Below are 22,630 nucleotides of genomic sequence, written 5' to 3'. Positions count from 1 at the left end.
CGGGAAGCGCCGGCGATCGGCGCTCGGCGAAAGTGGGAACCCGCCCTTGCGGCCATGCTTCCGTGTTCCTTTCGGCCAGACACCGGACCTTGCCGACGTCGCACGGCGGGCGCGCCCGCGCCTCGCCGGTCGCTCGATGTTCCCATTTCCGCATGCTCCCGCTCCAGTACTGACTACGGTCGATGCAGTGTCGCGGGTCGTAATTCCTATGGCGTAGTCTCGACCAAAATGACGTCGTCGCGCTCATGTCCCGTTCAAGCCGGGGCACATAACATCCGGCGCTGTGCAATCACCGCGGGGGTCGCCGGGATGCGGGCCTTTCGCGCTCCTGGTAACGCGGAGATCATGAATGACCGCTGCCCCGCATGTGCTGTCCAGAGAAGCAGAAGGCCCCACCACAACCCCGAACAGTGCTGTCCGCAGCGGATTTGCCGGCAGCTCGATCTTCGGTGCCGGCGACCTGGTCGAGGTCAGGAGCAAGGAGGAGATCCTGGCGACGCTCGATGCGAACGGCGAGCTGGAAAGCATGCCGTTCATGCCGGAGATGCTGCAATATTGCGGGCAGCGCTTCCGCGTCTACAAAAGGGCCCACAAGTCCTGCGACACAGTGTCGGGCGCCTACAAGGGACTGAAGCTCGAAAACGCGGTTCACCTCAGCCTGCGCTGCGATGGCAGCGCCCACGGCGGCTGCCAGGCAGGATGCCTGCTGTTCTGGAAGGACGACTGGCTGAAGCCCGTCGAGGTCGCTGCGTCGCCGGCCACGACCAGGCCGTCGCCCCGTCGCGCGGGCTGCACCGAACAGCAGCTTCTGGACGCCGTCAGCGACGGCCGGCCGCCGGAGCAGCGCCGGTACAGTTGCCAGGCGACGCGGCTGCTCGCCTACACGACGACGCTGAAATGGTGGAGCTTCGGCCAGTATCTGGAAGACTTCACGTCCGGTAACGCTTCGCCTTCCGAAATGTGGCACTCGTTCGCTTATGCGACTTATGTGACGCTGACGATGGCCAATCGCAGGACGCTGGGAAAACCGGGACGGTGGCTCTACGACCGGTTCCAGAAGCTGCGCGGCGGCCTCCCCTACCCCGCCCGGAAGGGCAAGTTCGCGGTCAACCAGGCCACCCCTTGCGAACCTCTCGACCTTCAGCCGGGCGAACTCGTCAGGGTGAAGTCATACGAGGAAATCCTGGCGACGCTGAACATCACCGGCGGCAACGGCAGGCTCCAGTTCGACGCGGACATGGTGCCATCCTGCGGAAAGACCTATCGCGTCCTGACCAGGATCGAGAAGTTCGTCGACGAGAAGAATGGACAGCTGCACGGCTTGAAGAGGCCCGCCATCATACTCGAAGACGCCGTGTGCCATGGCTGTTACAGCCATGACCGGATGATGTGCCCGCGCAGCATCTATTCCTGGTGGCGCGAGATCTGGCTGGAGCGTGTTCCTGAAAACAGTGACGCCAGGCAATAGTCCGCCGAACGGACCCGAAACGTCGGACCGCCAATGCCCCGATCGATGCTGACCATAGCGATCTGCACGCACAATCGCAGCGGCGACCTCGCTGAATGCCTGCAGTCGCTGCTGGGCGGCCGCGCGCGGGCAATGCCCCCCGTGCTCGTGGTTGACAGCGCGTCCTCGGAAAGCGAAAGGCTGAAGATCGCGGCCGCGGCCGCGCAGTGGCCGCATGCAGGCCTGATCCGTGTCGACAGGCCGGGGCTCGCGACTGCCCGGAACGCCGCGCTGGCCGCCACCCGTACCGACTGGATCGCCTATCTCGACGACGATGTCGTGGCGGCGGATGATTGGATCGGCGAGGCCCTGCATGCGGTCCGTTCGGCACCGCCCGATTGCGCCATCATCGGCGGACGCGTGGACCCCATCTATGCCGACGGGCAATCCTGCCAAATCGGCCCCCGCTGGCGCCAGCTCCTGTCCCTCACGCAGGTCGAAAGCGGCGAGGACCTCCGCGGGGAGGCAGGCATCGTGGGGGCAAACGTCATCTTCCGGCGCGAGGCGCTGCTTGCCGTCGGCGCATTCTCGCCGCAGCTCGGCCGGGTGGGCAAGGTGCTGCTGAGCGGCGAGGAGAAACTCGTGGTCGAATGCCTGCGCAAGCAGGGCGCGGCCATCCTCCACAATGGGCGCATGCGTGTCGGCCACAAGATCCCGCGGGAGCGCCTGGAGCGCAGCTGGGCCGCGCGCCGCGCCTATTGGGACGGGATCAGCGACCAGAAGATCAGGCGCATGCAGGGCGAGCAGGTCGGGCCCGCCGCACTGCTCAAGCTGCTCGCCTCGCTGCCGGTGCTTGGCCTGGCATATTTCGTCCCGTCGCCGCGGCAGGAATTCTTCCTCCGCTTCTGGTACGACGTCGGCTACCTGCGCGAACTGTTTGCCAGCGTGACGCTGCCGACCGACGCGCCGGCGATTGCCGCCGAACTCACGGACAGATCGGCTTCTCGGGCGCTCTAGGCAAAGACTTGCGCGGGGCGCCTACCCGATGCCTCTGGCCCGAGACGACGAAATAGAGCCATTCGCTCAATGCCGCGGCGAAGTCGAGCGGCCCCGCCGCATCGTCGATTTCGGCAAGGCGCTTCATCTGCAGCGCCAGCAGGCGCGGGTTCCCGCTCCTGATCAGCGGCAGCAGCGACCGCCGCAGGAGATACCTCCGATAGAGCCCGCGGCAGTCCCGATATTCGCCTCGACTCATGACCAGGGGCCCGTATCTGTCGAGCAGCAGCAGCCACTCGAACAGGTGCTCACCGTTGACGGTGGCGACGGTCGCCGAATGGCTGTCCTCGTGGTGCCTGAACGTGGCGAGCACCTCATGCACGAAGCCGAAGGAACCGCGCATCGACACCCTGATGGCGCAATCGGCGTCGCACGAGCTCATCGTCGGATCGTAAGGCGGGTGCCCCGCATCGAAGGCAGCCTTCCGAAACAACAGGTGCGTGCCCGATAGCACCATCGTCTCGCGCCGCAGATAGGCCCTGACCACCGCCGGCCCGGGAAACACGTCGGTGTCGGGATCGAGCTCCGACCCGAGATTGCCGACGTCGGCGCACAGGCAGCCGACGACGCCGATATCGTCGCTGCGCTCCCCCACCTCGACCATGCGCGAGATCGCCGTGGGGGCGATCAGATCGTCGGCGCAGAGCAAGCGGACATATTTCGCCGTGGCCGGGGCCGTGGCGGCAACGGCATTGAGATTGTCGCACAGCGGGATGGTGGCGGGATTGCGCCGCGCCACGACGGGCACGCGGCCGCCTCCATAGCTCGCGATGATCTCCTGAGTGCGGTCGGTGCTGGCGTTGTCCAGGACGACATGCACCAGATTGGGGTAGTCGCTCGCCTGCACGCACCGCATGGTTTCGTCGAGGAAACGCTCGCCGTTGAACACGGGAGTGAGGATAGCCACCTGGGGATGGCTCTCGGTCGCACGCATCAGCCAGCTCCTGTGATCAACAGGCACGTACTCGCCCAACACCGCCGAAAGCCATCATTCCGGGAAATCCGAGCCCTGTCAGGCCCGCCAATCTGCCGACCTCGGCAGACAAAAGGCGTAGCGGCCCGGGACGCGCCGATGTTCGCACGGCAAGACCGCGCGTCGCCGATGCCCGCGGGCTTACCTCCAACGTGTAGTGGGCCGCGCCGCCGTCGAAATGCTAGCCTCATGTGCAGAGCCTTCCCGCGAGCGGTTGACCAGATGACGTCGGACCTGATTGGACGCGGTTTGCAGTCCCGCCGGCCGGCCCGGGCGGACCGAACCGTCTCCACGCCGCGTGTCCTGATCGACAACTCGCTGTCGATCGTCAACCGCACCGGCGCCTACCATATCGCCAAGGATCTCTGCCGCGAATTCGTGCCGGATGTGGCCGACGTCCGCTACTGGCGGCTCGGCCGCCATGGCCCGGAGGGGCTGTTCCGCAAGCTTTCGGCGCGGCTGATGATGGCCGAGATCGGCTTCGCCGGAAACAGCGAGCGCTTGCTGATCCGCGACGACGTCGGCCGCGGCGGCTTCAGGCTGTTCCTCGACCCGCTCTACGTCCTGAGGTCGGCGCTGGCGCCCGACGACATCGTGCTGTGCCACGACACCGGGCCGCTCACCCACCCGGCGCTCTACCATCCGGGCACCGTTCAGAGCTACCGCCACGCCTATGGCAAGATCGCGCGCATCGGCCCCGGCGTCGTCTTCGTCAGCAACTGGTCACGCGACAGCTTCGTCTCCCTCTACGGGTCGGACTTCCGCTTCCTCACGACCATTCCGCTCTATGTCCGCAGCGAACTGTTCGAGGGTCCCGCCAAGCCGGTCGACGGGCTCGAGCCGCCGTTCATCCTGACCGTCGGCGCCTTCGAGACCCGCAAGAACCAGACGACCGCGCTGCGGGCGTACCGCGACGGCGGTTTCCATCGCCGGGGCATCCGCTATGTCCTTTGCGGATCCAGAGGGGCGGGTCACGAGGAGATCGTCGAGCTGGCGCGCACCGTGCCCGGCGTCCGGATCCTCGACTACGTGCCCGACGCCGAGCTGCGCTGGCTCTATGGGAATGCGGAAGCCTTCCTGCTGCCGAGCCTGCTGGAAGGCTTCGGAATGCCCGCGCTGGAAGCAGCCTATATGGGGCTGCTGCCGATCGTCTCGGCCGGCAGTGCCCTGGTCGAGGCCGTCGACGGTGTCTGCATCGAGATTCCGCCCGTCGATCCGGCTGCCATCGCCAACGCCATCGATGCGGCACTGGCGCGAGACCCGGCGGAGAAGGCCGCGACGGCCAATCGTCTCAGGACGATGGCTGCGGCGTTCACCAAGGCCCGGTTCCTGTCGCGCTGGCGGGATTTGCTGATGTCGAACGGCATGGGCGACGCGGCGGGGAAGACCGGCAACCGCACGCCGGCGTCCGCCTGATCGATCACGCCTCGGATGAAACCGTCATGTCCACCTCGGCCATGAGCCTGAGGTAGGTCTCGGCGATGCCGCGCCAGGTGTAGTTGCCGGCGCGGATGCGGCCGGCCTCGATCAGGCTGTGCCTGAGATCCGGCCTGAACTGCAGGCTGCGGATCGCCTCCGCCCAGGCGTCCGGATCGTCCGGATCGGCATAGAGCGCCGCATCGCCGCACACTTCCGGCAGGCAGGGCGAGGTCGAGGCGACGACCGGGCATCCGGCCACCATCGCCTCCACCGCAGGCAGGCCGAAGCCCTCGATGCGCGAGGGAAACAGGAAGCACAGCGCGCCCGCGAGCGCCCATTTGAAGTCGTCGTCGCCGATCCGCCCGAGTAGCCTGAGGTTGCCCGGCAGCGGCGATGCGTGGCGCAAGAGTTCGGCCTCGCCGACATCCCCGGCCATCCACACGTCGAGACCCATGGCGTCGAGCAGCGGCGCGAGCCTCAGCAGCAGTTCGACGTTCTTGTATTTCTGGTCGCGCCCCAGGCACGTCACATAGGGCCTGTCCGTCTCGGCCCACAGCCGCGCGCGGCCGGCGTCCCAGCGTTCGGCATGGTCGGCGCCGTTGTAGGTGACGGTGACCTTCTCCGCCGCGGCGACGTGCCAGGCGGCCAGGTGCTGGCGCGACAGCTGCGAGACCGTGGTGATGCGCGCCGCGCGCCGGCCGAGGATCGGCAGCATGATGCGATGCGCCCAGCGGAACAGCCGGCCGTAGCTTTCCGGCATCAGCAGGGTGTGCAGGTCGTGGATGCAGACGATGTGCCGCCTCGGGACGACGGGCGCGAGATTGCAGAAGCTCAGCAGGCCGCCGGGCACGTGCCGCGGCAGCTGCAGCTGGACCCAGAACTGCGGCAGGCGCGGCCGGCCGTATTCCGGAACCACCCGGACGCCGATGGCGCTGAGCGGCAGCTGCACCGGGCGCGGCGCGACGAGGTCGAGATGCAGCCCGCGCGCCAGCGGATGGCCTTCGGCCACCAGCGCATCGAGGGCGAGCGTGACTTCGCGGGCATAGCGCGCCACGCCGTTGGGGTTGAGGTTGACGAAGTCGCCGTTGATGGTCCAGCGGCGGCTACGGCCGCGGGAAAGAGCAACGGCTTCGCCCGGTGTCTTCGCGGATGGCACCGGCGTGAGCCCCATCCGGCGCTCGTCGTGCAACCATCGTCCCGTGCCCGGCAGCTTGGCTGCGCCCATCGGTCGGTGTCCTCCGATCCTCAGCGCGCCGCTTCGCTGCCTGTCTGGTCCCGAACCCTAGCATGGCCGGAGGATGCGGACTTTCACACCTTGGAGGTATCGGCCTACTCCCACGCGCCTCCTTGGGAGGTGCGGCGGCTCCGATCTGCTGAGCCCGTGCCAGGCGGCAGTTCCAATGGCCGAAATGACGTCCCTCGCCCCTCAAGGCAGAGTAAGAGCCGCAGTCCCATCCCGCGGGAAGCTCATGGCGCGCCATTGGGCCATCAACGGCCGTTTCCTCGCCCAGCCGTTGACGGGCGTACAGCGCTACGCACGCGAAATCGTCAGCGCAATCGACCGGCTGCTGGTGTCCCACCCTGCCGTCGCCGACCATCTCGACATCGAGCTGCTCGTTCCGCCCGATGCCATCGTCGACATCGAGCTTACTGCCGTCCGCGCCCGCGTCGTCGGCTATCTGCGCGGCCACGCCTGGGAACAGCTGATGCTGCCGATGCACGTCAAGGGCGGGCTGCTCAGCCTCTGCAACACCGGCCCCGTCGTGGCCGCCCAGCACATCGTCTGCATCCACGACACCAACACTCGCAACTTTCCGCAGAGCTATGCGCCAAGCTTCCGCGCGCTCTACCGGGTCCTGCTGCCCGTCCTGGGCCGCAAGGCCGAGTGCGTTTCCACCGTATCGCACCATTCGGCGCGCGAACTCGTCCGGCACGGCATTTGCGCGCCGGGCAAGATCTTCGTGGCGCCGAACGGCCACGAGCACGCCGCGGGTTGGCGGGCCCGGCATTCGCTGAAGACGCAGATGGCCGCCGGCGAAGGCACGATCGTGCTCGTCGGCAGCAGCGCGCCGCACAAGAACGCCGGCCTCATCGTCGGCATGGCCGACAGGCTGCACACGGTCGGCCTGCGCGTCGCCATAGCCGGCATGTCGGACGCGCGCGTGTTCAACCTGCCCGACGCCGAGCAAGCGCCCAACCTCTCCTGGCTGGGACGGCTTACCGACGCAGAGCTGGCCGCCCTGCTGCGCGATTCGATGTGCCTGGCCTTCCCCTCCTTCGCCGAGGGCTTCGGCCTGCCGCCGCTCGAGGCGATGGCCCTGGGCTGCCCGGTGATCGTGTCGGACCGGGCAAGCCTGCCCGAAATCTGCGGCGACGCCGCCCTCTACGCCTCGCCCGACGACGCCGACGCCTGGTTCGACCGCTTCATGGAACTGTACCGGTCGTCCGAGCGCCGACGGGACATGATCGCCCGCGGCAGGCAGCGGACGTCGCTGTTCCGCTGGGACACGTCGGCCGAACTCTATCTGCTGGCGATGCTGGAGGCCGGCGGTCTGCAGCAGGAAGCCGCGATGGACGTCATCATGCAGTGACGGCCTGCAGGGAGCGTACCGCGCCCACGGCGTCCAGGAATTCGCAGTCGAAGCGCTTTTCGGAAAAGCGCTCGCTGTTCTCGCGGCACGCCTCCGGCGCCACGAGGTCGCGGTTCGCCTCGAAATGCTCGACGGCCTGCCTCAGCGCCGCAACCGTCTGCCGTTCGAACAGGATCCCCGTCGGCCGCTCCGTCGCGCCCAGCCTGCGGACGATGTCGACGGCACCGCCCCGGCCGAAGGCGACCAGCGGGGTGCCGCAGGCCTGCGCCTCGGCGAGCGCGATGCCGAAATCCTCGCATCCTGCAAAGACCATGGCCCGCGCCTCGGCCACGGTCCTCACATAGTCGTGCCGCGGCAGATATCCGGCGAAGCTGACATTGGGGCCGGCCATGGCCCTGAGCGCAGCGGACTGCTGCCCTTCGCCGACGATGACCAGCCGCCGCGACGGCATTTCGTTGAACGCCTGGATGACGAGGTCCGTGCGCTTGTAGGGCGCCAGGAAGGAGGCCGAGACGTAGTAGTCGTGCTTGTCGGCCACGAAATCGAGTTCGTCGAGCGCCACCGGCGGGAACACCACGCGCGCGTCGCGCCCGTAGATGTGCCTGATGCGCGACCGCACATAGTTGGAATTGGCCAGCATCAGGTCCGGGCCGTGGGCGGTGCGGGTGTCCCATTCCCTCAGCCGGTGCAGCATGTAGCGGAACAGCATGCCCTTCGGCCCGAAGCCGAGCTTGCCCTGTGCGAGATAGGAGAACTGCTCGTCCCAGGCGTAGCGCACGGGGCTGTGCACGTAGCACAGATGCGGCTGGTCCGGCCGGGTGATCACGCCGCGCGCGAACGCGGCCGAGGACGAGATCACCATGTCGTAGGCAGTCACGTCGAACTGCTCGATGAGGAACGGGCAGAGGAAGAACAGCGAACGGTAGAATTTCCTGATCTGCGGCAGCCGGTTGGCCACCGAGGCGTGGAATTCGACATCGCGAAAATACTGCTCCTTCACATCGGCCGGCAGGAAATCGAACAGGGTGAAGACGTCGGCATTGGGGAAATGCCGGCAGATCTGCGCCAGCACTCGCTCGCCTCCCCTGAAATCGGGACACCAGTCGTGCACGATGGCCACGCGGCGTTCCACGGCCGGGCGCGCCCCAGGCATGTCGAGGCGCGCGGTCGGCGCGAATTGCTCGGCCGTGACCAGTTCGGTCGGACTTGCGTGGCGCATGAGGTCGAACTCTCGAAGCCGCGGATTGCCCGACAGTCTCCGATTGCGCCGGCGGCCCGGCAAGTTGGCCAATCGGGTTGCCGGGCCGTCTATGCCCAAGGGGTACGGAACGTACCTCGCCCGGTCCCGCTGCATACCTCCAACGGCGCATGCGCCGGCCCCGGCGCTCCTTTTTTGCAGGCTGCCCGCCGGCATCGCGCCCTCTAGGCTCGACACGGATGAATCTGCCCGGAGCCGGGCAACACCACGGCATGGGATTGCGCATGAGGATGGTGGTGGCGATACCGACGCTCGGACGCAGCGAGCAGCTGGCCCTACTGCTCGCGCATCTGGAGCGCCAGACCCGGCCGCCCGACGAGGTCGTGGTCTCGGCGCCCGACGCGACGCATGTCGATATCCCCCCGGTGGCGCGCTTTCGGGTCGTCCCCGTCTTCGGCAGGAAGGGCCTTACCGCCCAGCGCAACACCGCGCTCGAACATGCCGGCGGGCGCTTCGACGTGATCACCTTCCTCGACGACGATTTCGTGCCCGCCGACGACTATCTGGAGCGCGTCGAGGCGGGGTTCGCGGAGCATCCCGACTTTGCCGTCATCATGGGCCACGCCGTCATGGACGGCGCCCGCAACGCCGGCGTCGACTGGCAGGAGGCCAGGGCCGCGCTGGCGGAAGCCAAGTCGTCCGCCCCGGCCGTGCCGGAGATCGCCGACCATGTCGGCGCCTATGGCTGCAACATGTCGATCCGAGCGGCATGCATCGGAGGCCTGCGCTTCGACGAGCGGCTGGTGCTCTATGGCTGGCAGGAGGACATCGACTTCACCAGCCAGCTGCGCGCGCGCGGCCGCGTGGTCGGCATCTCCTCGATCGTCGGCGTGCATCTCGGCCTCAAGGCCGGGCGGGTCAGCGGCGTCCGCTTCGGCTACTCGCAGGTCGTCAACCCGGTCTACCTGATCCGCAAGGGCACGGTGCCGGCGAGCTTCGCGCTACCGCTGATGGCGCGCAACGTCGCCGCCAACATCGTCCGCAGCCTGCGGCCGGAGCCCTATGTCGATCGGCGCGGCAGGCTCCGCGGCAATCTCCTGGCAATGGCCCATGTCGTCACCGGACGCATCGAGCCCGAATACATCCTGAGAATCTAGGGGTAGGACATGCAGCTTTCACCGCTATGCAGTGCAACGAGGTCGGGTTCGGGCACGTGCGGCAGGATCGCGCTCGCCGCCGCCCTCGCCCTTTCCGCCGCTTCCTTCTGCCTCGGCCAGGCCCGGGCGGCCGAATATCTGCTCGGCCCGCAGGACAAGGTCCGCCTCAAGATCTACGAATGGCGGGCGTCCAAGGACGTGATCTTCGAATGGTCGGCGCTCAACGACCAGTTCACCGTCGGCGCCGACGGCAAGCTGGCGTTGCCTTTCGCCGGCGAGATCGACGCCGCCGGCAAGGCGCCGGGCGCGCTCGGCGTGGCGATCGGCAACATGCTCGAACAGCGCATGGGCCTCGGCCGCTCGCCGGACGTGTCGGTCGAGGTGGTGCAGTTCAGGCCCTTCTACATCACCGGCCAGGTGACCACGCCCGGCGAATTCCCCTACCGTCCGGGACTGACGGTGCTGCAGGCGGTCAGCATTGCCGGCGGCGTGCGCACCCGCGAGGACGACAACACCACACGGCTCGAGCGCGAGGTCATCACCGGCCGCGGCGACATCAGCCTGCTGGCGCTCGCCAACGTCAACCTGCTGGCCCGCAAGGCCCGGCTCCAGGCCGAGCTGGCAGACAACGAGGACATCGCGTTTCCCAACCAGCTCATGCGCCGCAAGGACGACAGCTCCGTCGCGCTCGCGATGGAACAGGAAGTGCTGGTCTTCCGTGCCCGCAAGGACGGCCTGGCGACGCAGATCAAGGCGCTCAACGACCTGAAGGACTTCCTGGACAAGGAGCTGTCGTCGCTGGAGGGCCAGCTCGCACTCTATGACGAGCAGATCGCGCTGGTGCAGAAGGAGCTCGCGGGCGTGTCCTCGCTGGTCGACAAGGGCCTGTCGGCCGCGCCCCGCGAAATCGCGCTGGAACGAAGCCTGGCCCAGGTACGCAGCGACCGGCTGTCGGCGGAAACGGCGGTGTTCCGCGCCAGGCAGGAGATCAGTCGCGCGGACATCACCATCCTGGCGCTCAACAACCAGCACATGACCGAGGTGTCGCAATCGCTGCGCGAGACGCAGTCGCAGATCAACGACATCGCGCGCAAGGCCGACACCGCCGTCCAGCTGCTGCACGACTCCGAGGTCACCGCGCCGCGGCTTCTCGCCATGCGTACGCGCAACGAGGAGATCGAGCCGATCTACACGATCGTGCGGCCAGCGGCGGACGGCAAGTCGGTCGAGGTGGCGGCCACGGAGGCCATGCCGGTCGAGCCCGGCGACACGGTCAAGGTGAAGATCCCGCTGCCGGCGCTCGACGACGGCGGCCTGCCCCTGCCGGTGGAGGGCGAAACATCGGCGACGCCCCTGCCCGAAGCCGAGGCGACGGCGCAGCCGCTCGCCGGCGTGGACCGGGCCGCCAACGCGGGCGAGACGCAGTAGCCCGCCCAGCGTGGGTGACCATCCTGATAGGGCCCGCACGGCGGCGCGTGTAGTGGCCAGCCGGCACCGCGCGGCCAGCTGCTGTGGCCCGCGACGTTGGAAAAGCGGAAAAATCACTGTTAGCCGCCGCGGCTAGATGTTTCACTGTGGGACAGCGCCATGCAATGATTCGCCAGGGAGGAAGCGAACGTGCTCTGGAGCATTGTATCTGTCAGCGTATTCGGCGTCCTGCTGGGGTTGAGCTTTCGCGTGCCGGCCCTGCTCGCGGCGACGGCCGCAACCGCGCTGGCAACGGGCTTCCTGCTCGACGGCCCGCTGCTCCCCAAGGTATTGTTTCCGGTCCTGGCCCTGCAATGCGCCTATCTCGTCGGGCTCAGCCTGGCGAACCTGTGGCGGCGCATCGGCGCCGGCAGCCACTGACCGGCGCCAGAGCAACTCCAGATGCCGGAAGCGGTTTTCCGTCCGGAATAGCGTCGACAACAAGCGACAACTAGGATGCCTCGCCGAACCTGATGACGGCGAAGACAGTGCGCACCAGAATGGCGAGATCGGCCGAGAGCGACCAGTTGTGGACGTAGTGGCTGTCGAGCGCGACGCGCTTGGCATAGTCCGTGCAGCTCCGTCCCGTCACCTGCCAGAGCCCCGTGAGCCCCGGCTTGGCCGAGAGGTAGTCGCCGGCGGCCTCGCCATAGCGGCTGAGCTCGTCCGCCATCACCGGCCGCGGCCCCACGCAGCTCATCTCGCCGCGCAGGATGTTGAACAGCTGCGGCAGCTCGTCGATGCTCGACTTCCTGAGCAGCTGACCGAGGAAGGTGATCCTCGGGTCGCATTTCAGCTTCCTGTTTTCCTGCCACTGCCTGGCGGCTTCCGGATCGCTGACGAGATAGGCGCGCAGCACATCGTCGGCATCCGTCACCATCGTCCGGAACTTGTAGCAGTGGAATGGCTGCCCGCGGAAACCGACCCGCACGTGCGAATAGAGTGCGGGCCCTCCCGTGGTCAGCCGGATCGCAAGCGCCACGAAGAGCATGATCGGTGCCGCCAGGACCAGCGCGCAGCCGGCGACCACCAGGTCGAGGATGCGCTTCGAACCGCCGCCCAGCGGTGCCGGCGGAAGGGCGAGCGTCGCCGCCAGCGGGTGGTGCTGGCCGTTCGGCGCGGGCTCGGCCGGCTTGTCGAAGGAAGGGGAAGCCGACGGGGAAGCCCAGGCATTGCCGCGCCGCGCCGCAAGCTCACGTCGGGAATGGGCACGCACCCAATCCTTCAGGCCGTGCACGAAGTTGCGGCGCGGTGTTCGCTTACCTAGAGCATTGATCGCCATGGCTGCCCCGGATGGTCGCATTCATGGCCATAGCTTCCCAGCCACGGGCATCTGCGTGCAAGAACGGCAAAGGTCGTACGGCGTAAAGCGCCAACACTCCCCCCTAAGCCTAAGGCATTAGCCGCAGGCCGGCCCGGCATGATCGATGGATGCGACCCCTACCCCGCATCTGCCAATCAGCCATCGGATCGCCCCGGTCGATCTTCCGATTTTGGCGATGAAGCCTGCGGCCGCGAACCCCACGACGAGCGTCAGCGCGCGTTGTCGAAGCCACGGCCGTAGGTCGCGGTCGACCCGGAGCGCGCATTGGTCAGCAGCACGCCGATGATCGAGGCCTTGCTCGCGTGCAGCGACCTGACCAGCTCGCCGAACAGGTCGACGGGCGTCCTGCCCCACTCGGCGACCACGATCACGCCGTCGAACAGAGCCGCCGTGGCCAGTCTGTCGGTACCGCTGGTCAGCGGCGGAAGGTCGACGACGACGAAGTCGTAGGCCTGCAGCTCCGGCATCAGGATCCGCATGTTTCGCGGCCCCAGCAGGCCGCGGGCGTCGACGACATGGCTCGGCAGCATGTCGAACGTCGCGTTCTTGGTCAGCATGATGTGCTGCTCTATCGGCCCGCTGCCAACCGCGCCGGGGGCTGCCGTCGCGTGCTGGGGCAGCAGGTATCGGCTCAGCACCGAATGGAAGATGTCGGCGTCGATCACCAGCGTACGCGTGCCGCACATCGAGTAGAGCATCGCGAGGTTGCTGGCGAAGGTGCTCTTGCCGTCGGACGGCAGGGCCGAAACGATGCCGATGCAGTGCAGGGAGCGGGCGGAATCGGCGAGCCCGATGGCGGTTTTGACGTGCCGCAGGCTGTTGGCGTAGGCCGAGGACGGCGTCAGCGCCACCGCGTCGAGCGTTCCCGAGGCGCCCCTGCCGGAGAGGACCGGCAGCTCGCCGAGGCACTCGAGGCCGAATTCCTCCCGCAACTGCTTGGCCGACCGCACGGTCCGGTCGAGCATATGCCGCAGGAAGGCCGCCCCCACGCCGAAGATCAGCCCGGCAAGCGCGCCGAAGGCCAACGTCAGCTTGCGCCGCGGCGCGCTCGGCACCAGAGGCCGTGTCGCCTCGGTGATCACCCGCGCATCGGCGACCGGATAGGACTGCTGGCTGACCGAATTGGTGTAGGCCTGGAGGAAGCTCTCATACATCTTGCGGTAGGTGTCGGCCGTCACCTCCAGCTCTTCGAGGGTGGGCGCGCTGGCGCCGGCACTGCCGTCGCTCCCGTCCGGGCGCGGCACGACGTCGTAGTCGTGCTTGGCGCGGAATTCCTGCGCGATCTGCGTCGCCTCGTTCATCTGGGCGCGGAGCTGGTTCAGGCGATCCTCCAGCCAGCTGCCGCCTTCGCGCGCCGCGGCGGCCTTGGTCTCGAGCTGTTCGCGGACGAAGACGTCGGCGGTCGCGTTGGCGACCTTCGCCGCGATGTCCGGATCCGGCGACTGGAAAGCGATGGCGATCGCATAGGAGACGCCAACCCGGCGGACGTCGAGGTTGTCGCTGAACGCCCACATGGTCAGCCGTTCGCGCTCGAAATCGGTGAGCTGGGCCGAAGTCCCTGCCTGGTCGCTGCTGCCCCCGAAGAGCCATTCGCCGTCGAGCCCGATCCGGTTGGCCGCCAGTCGACCCAGCTTGGCGAAGCGTCCCAGGATCGTCGGCGGCGGCGCCCTGAAGGCGGCATCGTCCTGAAGGCCAAGTTCCTTGATGACGATGCTGGCGATCTTCTCCGAACGCATCACCGCGATGTGGCTCTCGACCTGCGCGGTGTCCAGGGTCAGGTTCACCTCGGTCTGCTGCTGCTGCAGCAGTTGCGGGATCTTCGGCTCGATCAGTATCTGCGTCATGGCGGTGTAGACGGGATCCGTCGTCGCCAGATAGAACCAGGCGCAGAACACAGCCATTGCGACCGAGCCGGCGATGATGCGCGCATATTGTTTCAGGAACGCCCAGATGTCGGCGAAACTGATGAATTCGCGCTCGCCGGCATCATGAGGATCGGTGGCCTGCGGCCATCCGGACGTCAGGCGATTGTCCATTGCCGACCCCTGTGGCGGACGCGCTCCCGGCCCGGAGCGCCCGGATGGACCGGTGCCCGGTTCAAATCCAACCCGGCCATGGCGGGTGTCTTGAGATGCGGCATGAGCGTCGCGCCCGGAATTGACCCCATCGAAGCTTAGCCCTGCCGGTGGCGGCGTAAACGCCGCCAATCGGAGTATACGCGTACGCCTTCGGCACCTCGTCTAGGCGATCGGCACGGGCCGGCCGAGTGCCATCGCAGCAGCCGACGACCGCACCGCGGCTCGCCGGTTGCGCCTGGCATGCATGCGCGCCGCCATCACGACGGCCAGGCCGATGAAGAAGATCATCCCCGGATCGGCGCTTCCGTTGACCAGCGAGCCCACCACGATGCTGGCCAGCGTGCTGGCGCGCACGCTCGCCACCACCGCCTCGGTCTCGCCGTCGATCCATCCCCGCAGCGTCCCCATGCCGCGCACCATGACTGCCACCAGCGTCGCCATGGTCAGCGCGCCGATGAGGCCGAGTTGCGACAGCACCGCGATGGCCCAGCTCGACGCCCGCGAGCTGCCGAAGCCGACGCCCAGGCCGCTCGTGTCGGTGAAGGCCTGCAAGCTCTTGACGTTCCAGTAGGCCCGCTCCTGGCCCGACGCGGACTGGGCCTTGTTGGTGACCGTCGCCTCGATCAGGCGGAAGAAGGGATCGAAGAAGCCGCGGCTGTGGAGTTCGATCGCGAGCGCTGCGGTGGCCATCGCCACCAGGGCGGCGAGGATGAGCAGTTCGTCGGTGGTGAGGCGGCCCGACAGGATCGAACGCGACAGCGCGTAGGCGACCGGGACGAGCAGGATGGCGAGGCCGGCATAGGCCGTCGACGACGTCGACAGCATGAGGAGCACGAGCAGCAGCACCGAAAGCCACCGGGCGAGCCGCGCGCCCGTCTTGCGCCAGTAGGTATAGGTGAAGGCGAGGCACGCCAGCGACGCGGTGCCGAATGCCGAGGCTTCCGAATAGGCGCCGGCGATGCGGAAGAAGCCGGCCTCGCTGGCATTGGTGAGCATGGCATAGTTGGCCGTCCGGATCGGCTGCAGCACGTCGCCAGCACCGGTGACCTTCGCGAAGATGTCCACGAGCCCCATGCCGGCATGCAGGCCGCACCAGAGCATGAAGCCGCGCTGCACCTGGACCATCCGCTTCTCGTTCAGCAAGAGCACGCACAGCGCGATGGTGGTGAACCCGCCGAGCAGGAAATAGCCGGTCTGGGAGATGTTGGCCGAAACCGGCTCGAGCACGGTTTCGATCACCCCCTGGCGCAGCTTCGACTGGACGAAGACGCTCGTCAGGCCGGCGAACAGGCGCGGGAACAGCCAGGCGCCCACGGCGGCGTAGACAAGGAGGCTGCCCAGGACCCAGAGCGGCCGCATGCTGCCGAACACCGTGCCGAGATCGCGCCATATCCGCCGGCGCCCCGCCACCGCCGTCAGCAGCATCGCGGCGAACAGCGTGTAGATCAGCGGCGACGAGCCGCCGAGCGCCGGCACCGACGCGACCGCGGTCGCGCCGAAGGCCAGCGAGGCGATGAGGCTGACGATCAGCGTCCCGCGCGCGAGGTAGCCGGCCAGCAGCACGCCCGCGCAAACGATGAGGCCGCCCAGCGACGGTTGCATGGATCAGGGTCCCCGTTTGCGGTCGCAGGCGGCCACGGCACGCGCCCGCCCGCGGCCAGGCTGCCGGCGGCATGGGCATGGGACAATTGCGTGACCGGGCATCGCCGTTGCCGAGCGTCGTTGCGTCCCGCCGATCATGCGGCGGATGACGGGGTGTCCCGCAAGCAGCCAAAAGGAGGTAACCGGTGTATGGCCCCGGCCCGCTCGGATCGACCAGCGGCTTGCCCTGCCCATACCTTCCAAGCGTCATAACGTCTCGTTGACGCCCGATTCCCGAGCACCCACATTCCGCGGGAAAGTCTTCCCTTCGATCCCCGGAAGAATAGCTGAAGATCTATTTTGGCCGTCGGCGCTGCCGGCGGGTCAGGCAGGTAATTGTGTTTCAGGCCGGTTTCGAAGAAAGAGGCATAGCTCTTTCATATTTGTTCGCCATCGGGTTCATCGTCGCGATGGTGCTTGCCGCCGCCGTCGTCGGCGACGCCGAAATCATCCTCCCGGAGATCGCGGCCATGGCGGTCGCCCTGTGGGCCTATCGCGAGAAGGGATGGGTGCGGCAGCCCGAGAAAATCTTCATCGCGCCGTCCGCCACAGCGGTGATCGGCTTCTCGGTCAACCTGCTCGACATCCCCTACGTCGCCAAGCTCGTCCTGGTGCTGTTCCTGATGGCCGCGCTCTTGCGCCTGATGAAGTCCAACTTCGCGCCGTCGCTCGCCACCGGCGTGCTGCCGATCGTCACCAACGCGACGCATGCCTCGTTCCTGATCGCCATTTTCGCCACCACGCTGGTGCTGATGCTGGGCGTGCTCGTCTTCAGGCTGAACAAGGGCGTGCCGCGCAATGCTCCGGTCAACTACCGGTATATGCTGGTGTTCCTGGCGCTGCACCTGATCTGGATCGGCGTCGCCGTCGCTGCCGGCTATCCGCAGATGGCCGTCATCCCGCCGATCACCGTCGTGGTCTACGAATCGCTGCAGATGCCGATGTACATGGCCAAAATGGCAATGAAGCAGATCGCCGTCCTGACCCTGTCGGCCACAATCGGCACCCTGCTCTACCTCAATATCGACAGCTGGGTCCTCGTCGCGGCCTTCGACATGGCCATCGTCTACCTGATCCTCAGGGTCTTCTCCGCCCGGATTCCCGCAGCCTATGCCTTCCCGCTGCTGCCCTTCGTCTTCCCGGCGGAATCGGTGCCGCAACTGCCCTATGCGGCGGCCGTCGTGTCCGCCTTCCTGTTCGGCCTGGTCCTGCTGTTCAAGACCCATGAACGCAGGCGGCTGGTCGTGCAGGCCGCCTAGCGCCCGGTTCCGAAATGTCCCGCCCGCTGATCCGATCGAGGAAACGGATGAACGAGATCTGCGGCTACACAAGGGCCTGGAATGATCTCCGCCCCGGCTAGCCGCCGGGGCCTTTTGTTTCGGACCGATCGCTGCGGGCGAAACGGAGGTCCATCTCGGCTGGCGGACTCCTACGACCCGAGAGTGACGACGAAGTGCTTCGTCACCGGCTCGATGATCTTCCAGGTGCCCTTGAAGTCCGCCTCCACGACAAAGGCGTCGCCCGGCCCAACCTCGACGGGCTCGCCGCCGTCAGGCGTGATGACGATGCGGCCAGAGATCATGTGGACGAATTCGTAATCGGTGTAGCTCGCGTGATAGGTGCCCGGAGTCGCCTGCCATGTCCCCGACAGAACCTTGCCGTCCCGAGTCTTGTGCTGGACGGCGGTCTTCATCGTCGGGCTTCCTTCGATCACCACCCAGCCTGACAGATCGCTGGGGTCAGCGTCTTCCACCTGGCCGAACTTCAGGATGGTTTTGTGCACCATGGTAACGTCCTCCCTTTTCAGACGCCTCTGAATACCCGACGCATCACCTATGGGCAACTTAGTTTCCTATCGATAATTTTCGCCTGTCTATCGGGGTTTGAACGAGCACATCCGGACTGACGGCTAGCCGCAACAAGGCTGCGTTGACGACGCAACGCCGTCGCCGCAACACGAAACACCTACCTCTGACTGCTTAACCAGCCAGCGGTCCCGCGGCTTGCAGCTCGCGGCTCGCGCCGACAGCTCCACCCGGACTTTACCGTCGAGAATGGTCGGCGCGGAAGCCTTGTGCAGTTGCATCGGAGCAATGCCGTCGCTGACTTCGAACGTCAGCTTTGCCGGTGGGTCAAGGGCGAGGTGTTCCGTGACCTTGCGGATGATGGCACCGAACTTCCCTGCCGACATGTGATCGCGCTCATCCTCGTTCACGTCCCACAGCTGGATGAATATCTCCGTCCATGACTCCGGGTTGGCTGCGCAATCGAGCGCGGCAAAGGAACCAGCCTTCACTTCAGTGACATGATACCCGGGTTTCACCGAGCGGCCGTCGTAGTCGAACACCAATGGCTTGTCCTTGTGTTCGCCGAGCGATGCCAGGAGTTCGCCGATCGAGATGCCGTCGTTTCCGAAATCGGCCGTCGTCACGAATTCACGGTTGTCAGGGGTCAGCATCTGCGTTATTCCTCGTTTTAACATTTCTAGGATTGTTGAAATATGGATGAACGTCAAGCGCTGATCGCATTTGGGGCGATGTCGCAGGAAACGAGGCTGAAAATCGTTCGCCTGCTCGTGAAGGCAGGTCCGGACGGCATGGCGGCGGGCACCATCGCCGAAGCCGCCGGGGTCTCGGCATCGAATGTCTCGTTCCACCTCAAGGAACTCGAGCGCGGCGGGCTGGTGGCGGCGAGACGCGACTCCAGGTCGATCGTCTATTCCGCGGAATTCCAGGCTCTGAGCGGCCTTATCCGGTTTCTCATGGAAGACTGCTGCGCGGGAAACCCGGCCATCTGCCAGCCAGCACTTGCCCCCTCATGCTGCGAACCTGCGGACTCCGTGCAATGACGCTCGCCATCGAACGGGTCGCGCCAACCGAGCCCGAGCTCGCTGCCGCGCTTCAGGCAGAGCAGCTGCCGACGGACGATCTCACGGAAAGCGGCGGCCAGTTCTTCCGGTTCACCGAGGACGGAAAAATCGCTGGTTTCGGCGGCTTCGAGGCACACGGACGCTCTGTCCTCCTCCGCTCGATCGTCGTCCTCCCTCAAGTCCGCGGCCAAGGCATCGGCAGGCGGATCGCGACGTTGCTCCTGAGGCGCGCGTCGGATCTTGGCGCACACGAAGCCTACCTGCTGACCGCTTCGGCGGCCGAATTCTTCGAGAGCGTCGGCTTCCAGAGAATTGAACGCCAAGCCGCGCCCGTCGAAATCCTTGCAACGAAGCAGGCTTCGTCGCTCTGCCCGTCGGCAGCGGCCATGCTCATGACCCGCCTTCCCGAGCCGCCTGCCAACCGAACGGATTCGAACTACACGGAGACCGCCCCATGACCGACCGCGTCTACAACGTCTTGTTCCTGTGCACTGGGAACTCAGCCCGTTCTATCCTTGCCGAAGGCATCCTCCAGAAGGAAGGTGCGGCCCGCTTCAACGCCTACTCCGCAGGCAGCATGCCGAAAGGCGCTGTGAACCCGTTCGCCCTCAGGGTCCTGGCTGCCCTCGACTATCCGTCCGAGGGCTTCCGCTCGAAATCGTGGGACGAGTTCGCCGCTCCTGGCAGCCCGGAAATGGATTTCATCTTCACCGTCTGCGACGATGCGGCTGGCGAGGCGTGCCCCGTGTGGATCGGCCATCCGATGACCGCACATTGGGGCATCGAGGACCCGTCGAACGTGGAAGGCAGCGACATCGAGAAGGAGCGCGCCTTCAGCACCGCAGCCAGGTTCCTGAAGAACCGGATCATGGCATTCGTGAACCTTCCGCACGCTTCCATCGACAAGATGGCACTCGAGCATCACCTGAAAGCCATCGGGCAGATCGAAGGGGCCAGCTCCAAGAAGACGGACGCAGCCTGATCATGTCGACATTCGAACGCTACCTGACCCTCTGGGTCGCGCTGTGCATCGTGGCGGGCATCACCCTTGGCCACCTGATGCCGGGGGTCTTCCACGCGATCGGCGGGGCCGAGATCGCGAAGGTGAACATTCCAGTCGCGGTGCTGATCTGGCTCATGATCATTCCGATGCTGCTCAAGATCGACTTCGCCGCCATGGGCCAGGTTGGCCGCCATTGGCGTGGCATCGGCGTGACGCTGTTCATCAACTGGGCGGTAAAGCCGTTCTCGATGGCGCTGCTTGGCTGGCTCTTCATCGGCTGGCTGTTCCGTCCGTATCTGCCCGCCGACCAGATCGACTCCTACATCGCTGGATTGATCATCCTTGCCGCGGCCCCCTGCACCGCGATGGTGTTCGTCTGGTCGAACCTGACCAAGGGCGAACCGCATTTCACGCTGTCGCAGGTGGCGCTCAACGATGCCATCATGGTCGTCGCGTTTGCGCCGATCGTCGGTCTGCTGCTCGGCCTGTCGGCGATCACGGTTCCGTGGGGCACGCTCGTCCTGTCGGTGGTCCTCTACATCATCATTCCGGTGATCATCGCGCAGGCGGTCAGGCGGCGGCTCCTTGCCTCCGGCGGCCAGAAGGCGCTCGACGGCCTGCTCCACACCCTGCAGCCGCTGTCGCTCGTGGCCCTGCTGGCAACGCTGGTCCTGCTCTTCGGCTTCCAGGGCGAACAGATCATCGCGCAACCCGCGATCATCGGCCTGCTGGCCGTCCCGATCCTGATCCAGGTATATCTGAACTCGGGCCTCGCCTATCTGCTCAACCGCATTTCCGGCGAACAGCACTGCGTCGCGGGTCCCTCCGCCCTGATCGGTGCATCCAACTTCTTCGAACTCGCCGTCGCGGCCGGCATCAGCCTCTTCGGCTTCACCTCGGGTGCCGCGCTCGCGACCGTCGTGGGCGTGCTGGTCGAAGTGCCCGTCATGTTGTCGGTCGTCTGGATCGTCAACCGCAGCAAGGGCTGGTACGAGCGGGGATCCGCCGTTTCCGCCGCAAAGCAAAGCGAAAGGACCGCGTGATGGACATCACCATCTACCACAATCCCGACTGCGGCACGTCCCGCAACACGCTCGCGCTCATTCGCAATGCGGGGGTCGAACCCACGGTCATCGAATACCTGAAAACCCCGCCGACGCGGACAGTCCTGAAGGATATGATCTCCAAGGCTGGCCTCACGGTGCGCGATGCCATCAGGCAGAAAGGAACGCCGTATGCTGACCTGGGCCTCGGCGACCCGACGCTTACGGACGACGACCTTCTCGAGGCCATGCTCGAGCATCCCATCCTGATCAACCGTCCGTTCGTCGTCACGCCTTGGGGCGTACGCCTGAGCCGTCCTTCCGAGGTCGTTCTCGAGGTGCTCCCGCTCCCCCAGAAAGGACCGTTCCACAAGGAAGACGGCGAGTTGCTGATAGATACCGAAGGAAACCGTCTTGCTTGACCTGCCGAACATGGCACGGGAAGCGCTCGAGCTTGCCGCGATCCTGCCCAGCTGTCGAGGCCCTTCTCCACTCACAGGCCGCGGATACTGATGCTGTATGGTTCGCTGCGGGAACGGTCCTACAGTCGTTTCCTCACTCAGGAAGCCGCCCGGCTGCTCGAGCATTTCGGCGCGGAGACCCGGCCGCTGGATGCGCATGATCACCATCCCGAACCAGAGCTCCGTCGCCAAAGCGTATCAGGAATTTGACCCGGAAGGCCGCATGAAGCCGTCGCCCCATTACGACCGCATCGTCGACGTGATGGAGGAACTGGTCAAGTTCACCGTGCTCACCCGCGATGTCTCGACCTACCTCACCAGCCGCGACAGCGAGCGGAAGGAGGATGCCGAAAAACTCGAAGCCAGGGTGAAGCACAAGGCAATCTGATCATTCAAGTTTGTCGTCGGAGAGGCCCCAAAACCCTCTCCGGCGACATTCGATTCCGGGCCCTGGCCAAGCGCTGCGACGCAAGACTGTCTTCTCTCCGTCATATTTCGACAGATGTCGAAATAGAAATTGACGCTCGAAGTCTGGGCGAGCTAACGTCCTTCCATGAACGTCGAAACAGCGGCCACGCAACTGGAAGCGCTCGGCAATGCGACCCGGCTTCGGATCTATCGGGCGCTGGTTCGCGCGGGAGAGGAAGGGCTGGCCGTGGGGCACTTGCAGGACAGGATCGGGATCGCAGCCTCGACGCTGTCCCACCATCTGCACCGGTTGATCTCGACGGGGCTGGTAACGCAGCAGCGACAGGCGACGACGCTGATCTGTCGCGCCAACTATTCTGCAATGAACGGACTTCTCGGGTTTCTGGCGGACGAATGCTGCGCTGACGCGGGCGTCCGGCCCAGGAACGACGCCGCTTAGATTTTTGCCTTGAATTTCGATAGTCCCGGAAAGAC

General features: G+C 66.2%; 22 protein-coding genes and 1 pseudogene. 15 read left to right on the top strand and 8 right to left on the bottom strand.

What is annotated here, in order from left to right; translation table 11 throughout:
• Window positions 1–349 precede the first annotated feature (349 nt).
• Window positions 350–1,468 carry a hypothetical protein gene (locus PV773_RS18725; protein ID WP_347967805.1) on the top strand — a complete coding sequence of 373 codons (1,119 nt, stop codon included), beginning with the start codon at window positions 350–352 and terminating at the stop codon, window positions 1,466–1,468.
• Between the two features lie 33 nt (window positions 1,469–1,501).
• Complete coding sequence (locus PV773_RS18720; RefSeq protein ID WP_347967804.1) at window positions 1,502–2,464, top strand: glycosyltransferase; 963 nt, start codon at window positions 1,502–1,504, stop codon at window positions 2,462–2,464.
• Here PV773_RS18720 and PV773_RS18715 read toward each other — a convergent pair.
• Window positions 2,433–3,437, bottom strand: coding sequence for a glycosyltransferase family A protein (locus PV773_RS18715; protein WP_347967803.1), 1,005 nt, complete (start codon window positions 3,435–3,437; stop codon window positions 2,433–2,435). The two genes, PV773_RS18720 and PV773_RS18715, sit on opposite strands and share 32 nt — an antisense overlap.
• 261 nt (window positions 3,438–3,698) lie before the next feature.
• Between PV773_RS18715 and PV773_RS18710 the strand changes: the two genes are divergently transcribed.
• Window positions 3,699–4,892, top strand: coding sequence for a glycosyltransferase (locus PV773_RS18710; protein WP_347967802.1), 1,194 nt, complete (start codon window positions 3,699–3,701; stop codon window positions 4,890–4,892).
• A 4-nt stretch (window positions 4,893–4,896) separates the two neighbouring features.
• On the opposite strand, the gene PV773_RS18705 is transcribed toward PV773_RS18710, so the two are convergent.
• Complete coding sequence (locus PV773_RS18705) at window positions 4,897–6,120, bottom strand: glycosyltransferase family 1 protein (RefSeq protein WP_347967801.1); 1,224 nt, start codon at window positions 6,118–6,120, stop codon at window positions 4,897–4,899.
• 244 nt (window positions 6,121–6,364) lie between these two features.
• On the opposite strand from PV773_RS18705, the gene PV773_RS18700 reads away from it, so the two are divergent.
• Complete coding sequence (locus PV773_RS18700; protein ID WP_347967800.1) at window positions 6,365–7,486, top strand: glycosyltransferase family 1 protein; 1,122 nt, start codon at window positions 6,365–6,367, stop codon at window positions 7,484–7,486.
• On the opposite strand, the gene PV773_RS18695 is transcribed toward PV773_RS18700, so the two are convergent.
• Window positions 7,476–8,639 carry a glycosyltransferase gene (locus PV773_RS18695; RefSeq protein ID WP_347967821.1) on the bottom strand — a complete coding sequence of 388 codons (1,164 nt, stop codon included), beginning with the start codon at window positions 8,637–8,639 and terminating at the stop codon, window positions 7,476–7,478. The genes PV773_RS18700 and PV773_RS18695 overlap by 11 nt on opposite strands.
• A gap of 329 nt (window positions 8,640–8,968) precedes the next feature.
• Between PV773_RS18695 and PV773_RS18690 the strand changes: the two genes are divergently transcribed.
• The 3 genes from PV773_RS18690 (at window position 8,969) to PV773_RS18680 (ending at window position 11,689) form a co-directional block, all read left to right on the top strand.
• Window positions 8,969–9,841: a glycosyltransferase family A protein gene (locus PV773_RS18690; protein WP_347967820.1), complete on the top strand. Its 873-nt coding sequence runs from the start codon at window positions 8,969–8,971 to the stop codon at window positions 9,839–9,841.
• Between the two features lie 9 nt (window positions 9,842–9,850).
• Window positions 9,851–11,269 carry a polysaccharide biosynthesis/export family protein gene (locus tag PV773_RS18685; RefSeq protein WP_347967799.1) on the top strand — a complete coding sequence of 473 codons (1,419 nt, stop codon included), beginning with the start codon at window positions 9,851–9,853 and terminating at the stop codon, window positions 11,267–11,269.
• Window positions 11,270–11,458: 189 nt separating this feature from the next.
• On the top strand, window positions 11,459–11,689 hold the full coding sequence (locus PV773_RS18680; protein WP_347967798.1) for a hypothetical protein: 231 nt from the start codon (window positions 11,459–11,461) through the stop codon (window positions 11,687–11,689).
• A 70-nt stretch (window positions 11,690–11,759) separates the two neighbouring features.
• On the opposite strand, the gene PV773_RS18675 is transcribed toward PV773_RS18680, so the two are convergent.
• The 3 genes from PV773_RS18675 to PV773_RS18665 form a co-directional block, all read right to left on the bottom strand.
• Entirely contained in the window at window positions 11,760–12,590 is an 831-nt protein-coding gene (locus tag PV773_RS18675; RefSeq protein WP_347967797.1) for a sugar transferase, read from the bottom strand.
• A 251-nt stretch (window positions 12,591–12,841) separates the two neighbouring features.
• Complete coding sequence (locus tag PV773_RS18670) at window positions 12,842–14,668, bottom strand: GNVR domain-containing protein (RefSeq protein ID WP_347967796.1); 1,827 nt, start codon at window positions 14,666–14,668, stop codon at window positions 12,842–12,844.
• 204 nt (window positions 14,669–14,872) lie between these two features.
• Window positions 14,873–16,312 (bottom strand): hypothetical protein, encoded by a 1,440-nt coding sequence (locus tag PV773_RS18665; protein WP_347967795.1) that lies wholly within the window; start codon window positions 16,310–16,312, stop codon window positions 14,873–14,875.
• A gap of 422 nt (window positions 16,313–16,734) precedes the next feature.
• Here PV773_RS18665 and PV773_RS18660 point away from each other — a divergent pair, with 422 nt between their 5' ends.
• Window positions 16,735–17,610, top strand: coding sequence for a hypothetical protein (locus PV773_RS18660; protein ID WP_347967794.1), 876 nt, complete (start codon window positions 16,735–16,737; stop codon window positions 17,608–17,610).
• A 170-nt stretch (window positions 17,611–17,780) separates the two neighbouring features.
• Here the strand turns inward: PV773_RS18660 and PV773_RS18655 are convergent, their stop codons facing one another.
• Together PV773_RS18655 and PV773_RS18650 are read right to left on the bottom strand one after the other, a co-directional pair.
• Entirely contained in the window at window positions 17,781–18,137 is a 357-nt protein-coding gene (locus tag PV773_RS18655) for a cupin domain-containing protein (protein WP_347967793.1), read from the bottom strand.
• 123 nt (window positions 18,138–18,260) lie between these two features.
• The gene (locus PV773_RS18650) at window positions 18,261–18,809 is read right to left on the bottom strand and encodes a DUF6428 family protein (RefSeq protein WP_347967792.1); all 549 of its coding nucleotides are present in this window, start codon (window positions 18,807–18,809) and stop codon (window positions 18,261–18,263) included.
• A gap of 42 nt (window positions 18,810–18,851) precedes the next feature.
• Between PV773_RS18650 and PV773_RS18645 the strand changes: the two genes are divergently transcribed.
• The 7 genes and pseudogenes from PV773_RS18645 (at window position 18,852) to PV773_RS18615 (ending at window position 22,595) form a co-directional block, all read left to right on the top strand.
• Complete coding sequence (locus tag PV773_RS18645; RefSeq protein ID WP_347967791.1) at window positions 18,852–19,199, top strand: metalloregulator ArsR/SmtB family transcription factor; 348 nt, start codon at window positions 18,852–18,854, stop codon at window positions 19,197–19,199.
• The gene (arsN2, locus tag PV773_RS18640) at window positions 19,196–19,678 is read left to right on the top strand and encodes an arsenic resistance N-acetyltransferase ArsN2 (protein WP_347967790.1); all 483 of its coding nucleotides are present in this window, start codon (window positions 19,196–19,198) and stop codon (window positions 19,676–19,678) included. Before PV773_RS18645 ends, arsN2 begins: the two co-directional genes overlap by 4 nt.
• Window positions 19,675–20,202, top strand: coding sequence for an arsenate reductase ArsC (locus PV773_RS18635; RefSeq protein WP_347967789.1), 528 nt, complete (start codon window positions 19,675–19,677; stop codon window positions 20,200–20,202). Before arsN2 ends, PV773_RS18635 begins: the two co-directional genes overlap by 4 nt.
• 2 nt (window positions 20,203–20,204) lie before the next feature.
• The gene (gene arsB, locus PV773_RS18630; RefSeq protein WP_347967788.1) at window positions 20,205–21,266 is read left to right on the top strand and encodes an ACR3 family arsenite efflux transporter; all 1,062 of its coding nucleotides are present in this window, start codon (window positions 20,205–20,207) and stop codon (window positions 21,264–21,266) included.
• A complete protein-coding gene (gene arsC, locus PV773_RS18625; protein ID WP_347967787.1) occupies window positions 21,266–21,688 on the top strand; it encodes an arsenate reductase (glutaredoxin) in 423 nt (140 codons plus the stop codon). The genes arsB and arsC overlap by 1 nt, the downstream gene beginning before the upstream one ends.
• Before the next feature lie 10 nt (window positions 21,689–21,698).
• Window positions 21,699–22,115, top strand: a pseudogene (locus PV773_RS18620) (hypothetical protein).
• Window positions 22,116–22,280: 165 nt separating this feature from the next.
• Window positions 22,281–22,595, top strand: a complete 315-nt coding sequence (locus PV773_RS18615; protein WP_347967786.1) for a metalloregulator ArsR/SmtB family transcription factor — start codon at window positions 22,281–22,283, stop codon at window positions 22,593–22,595.
• Window positions 22,596–22,630 lie beyond the last annotated feature (35 nt).

Origin of the sequence: Mesorhizobium sp. CC13, assembly GCF_039907765.1 — a bacterium.
Taxonomy (GTDB): Bacteria; Pseudomonadota; Alphaproteobacteria; order Rhizobiales; family Rhizobiaceae; genus Aminobacter.
This window is presented reverse-complemented; position numbering and strand designations above follow the sequence as displayed.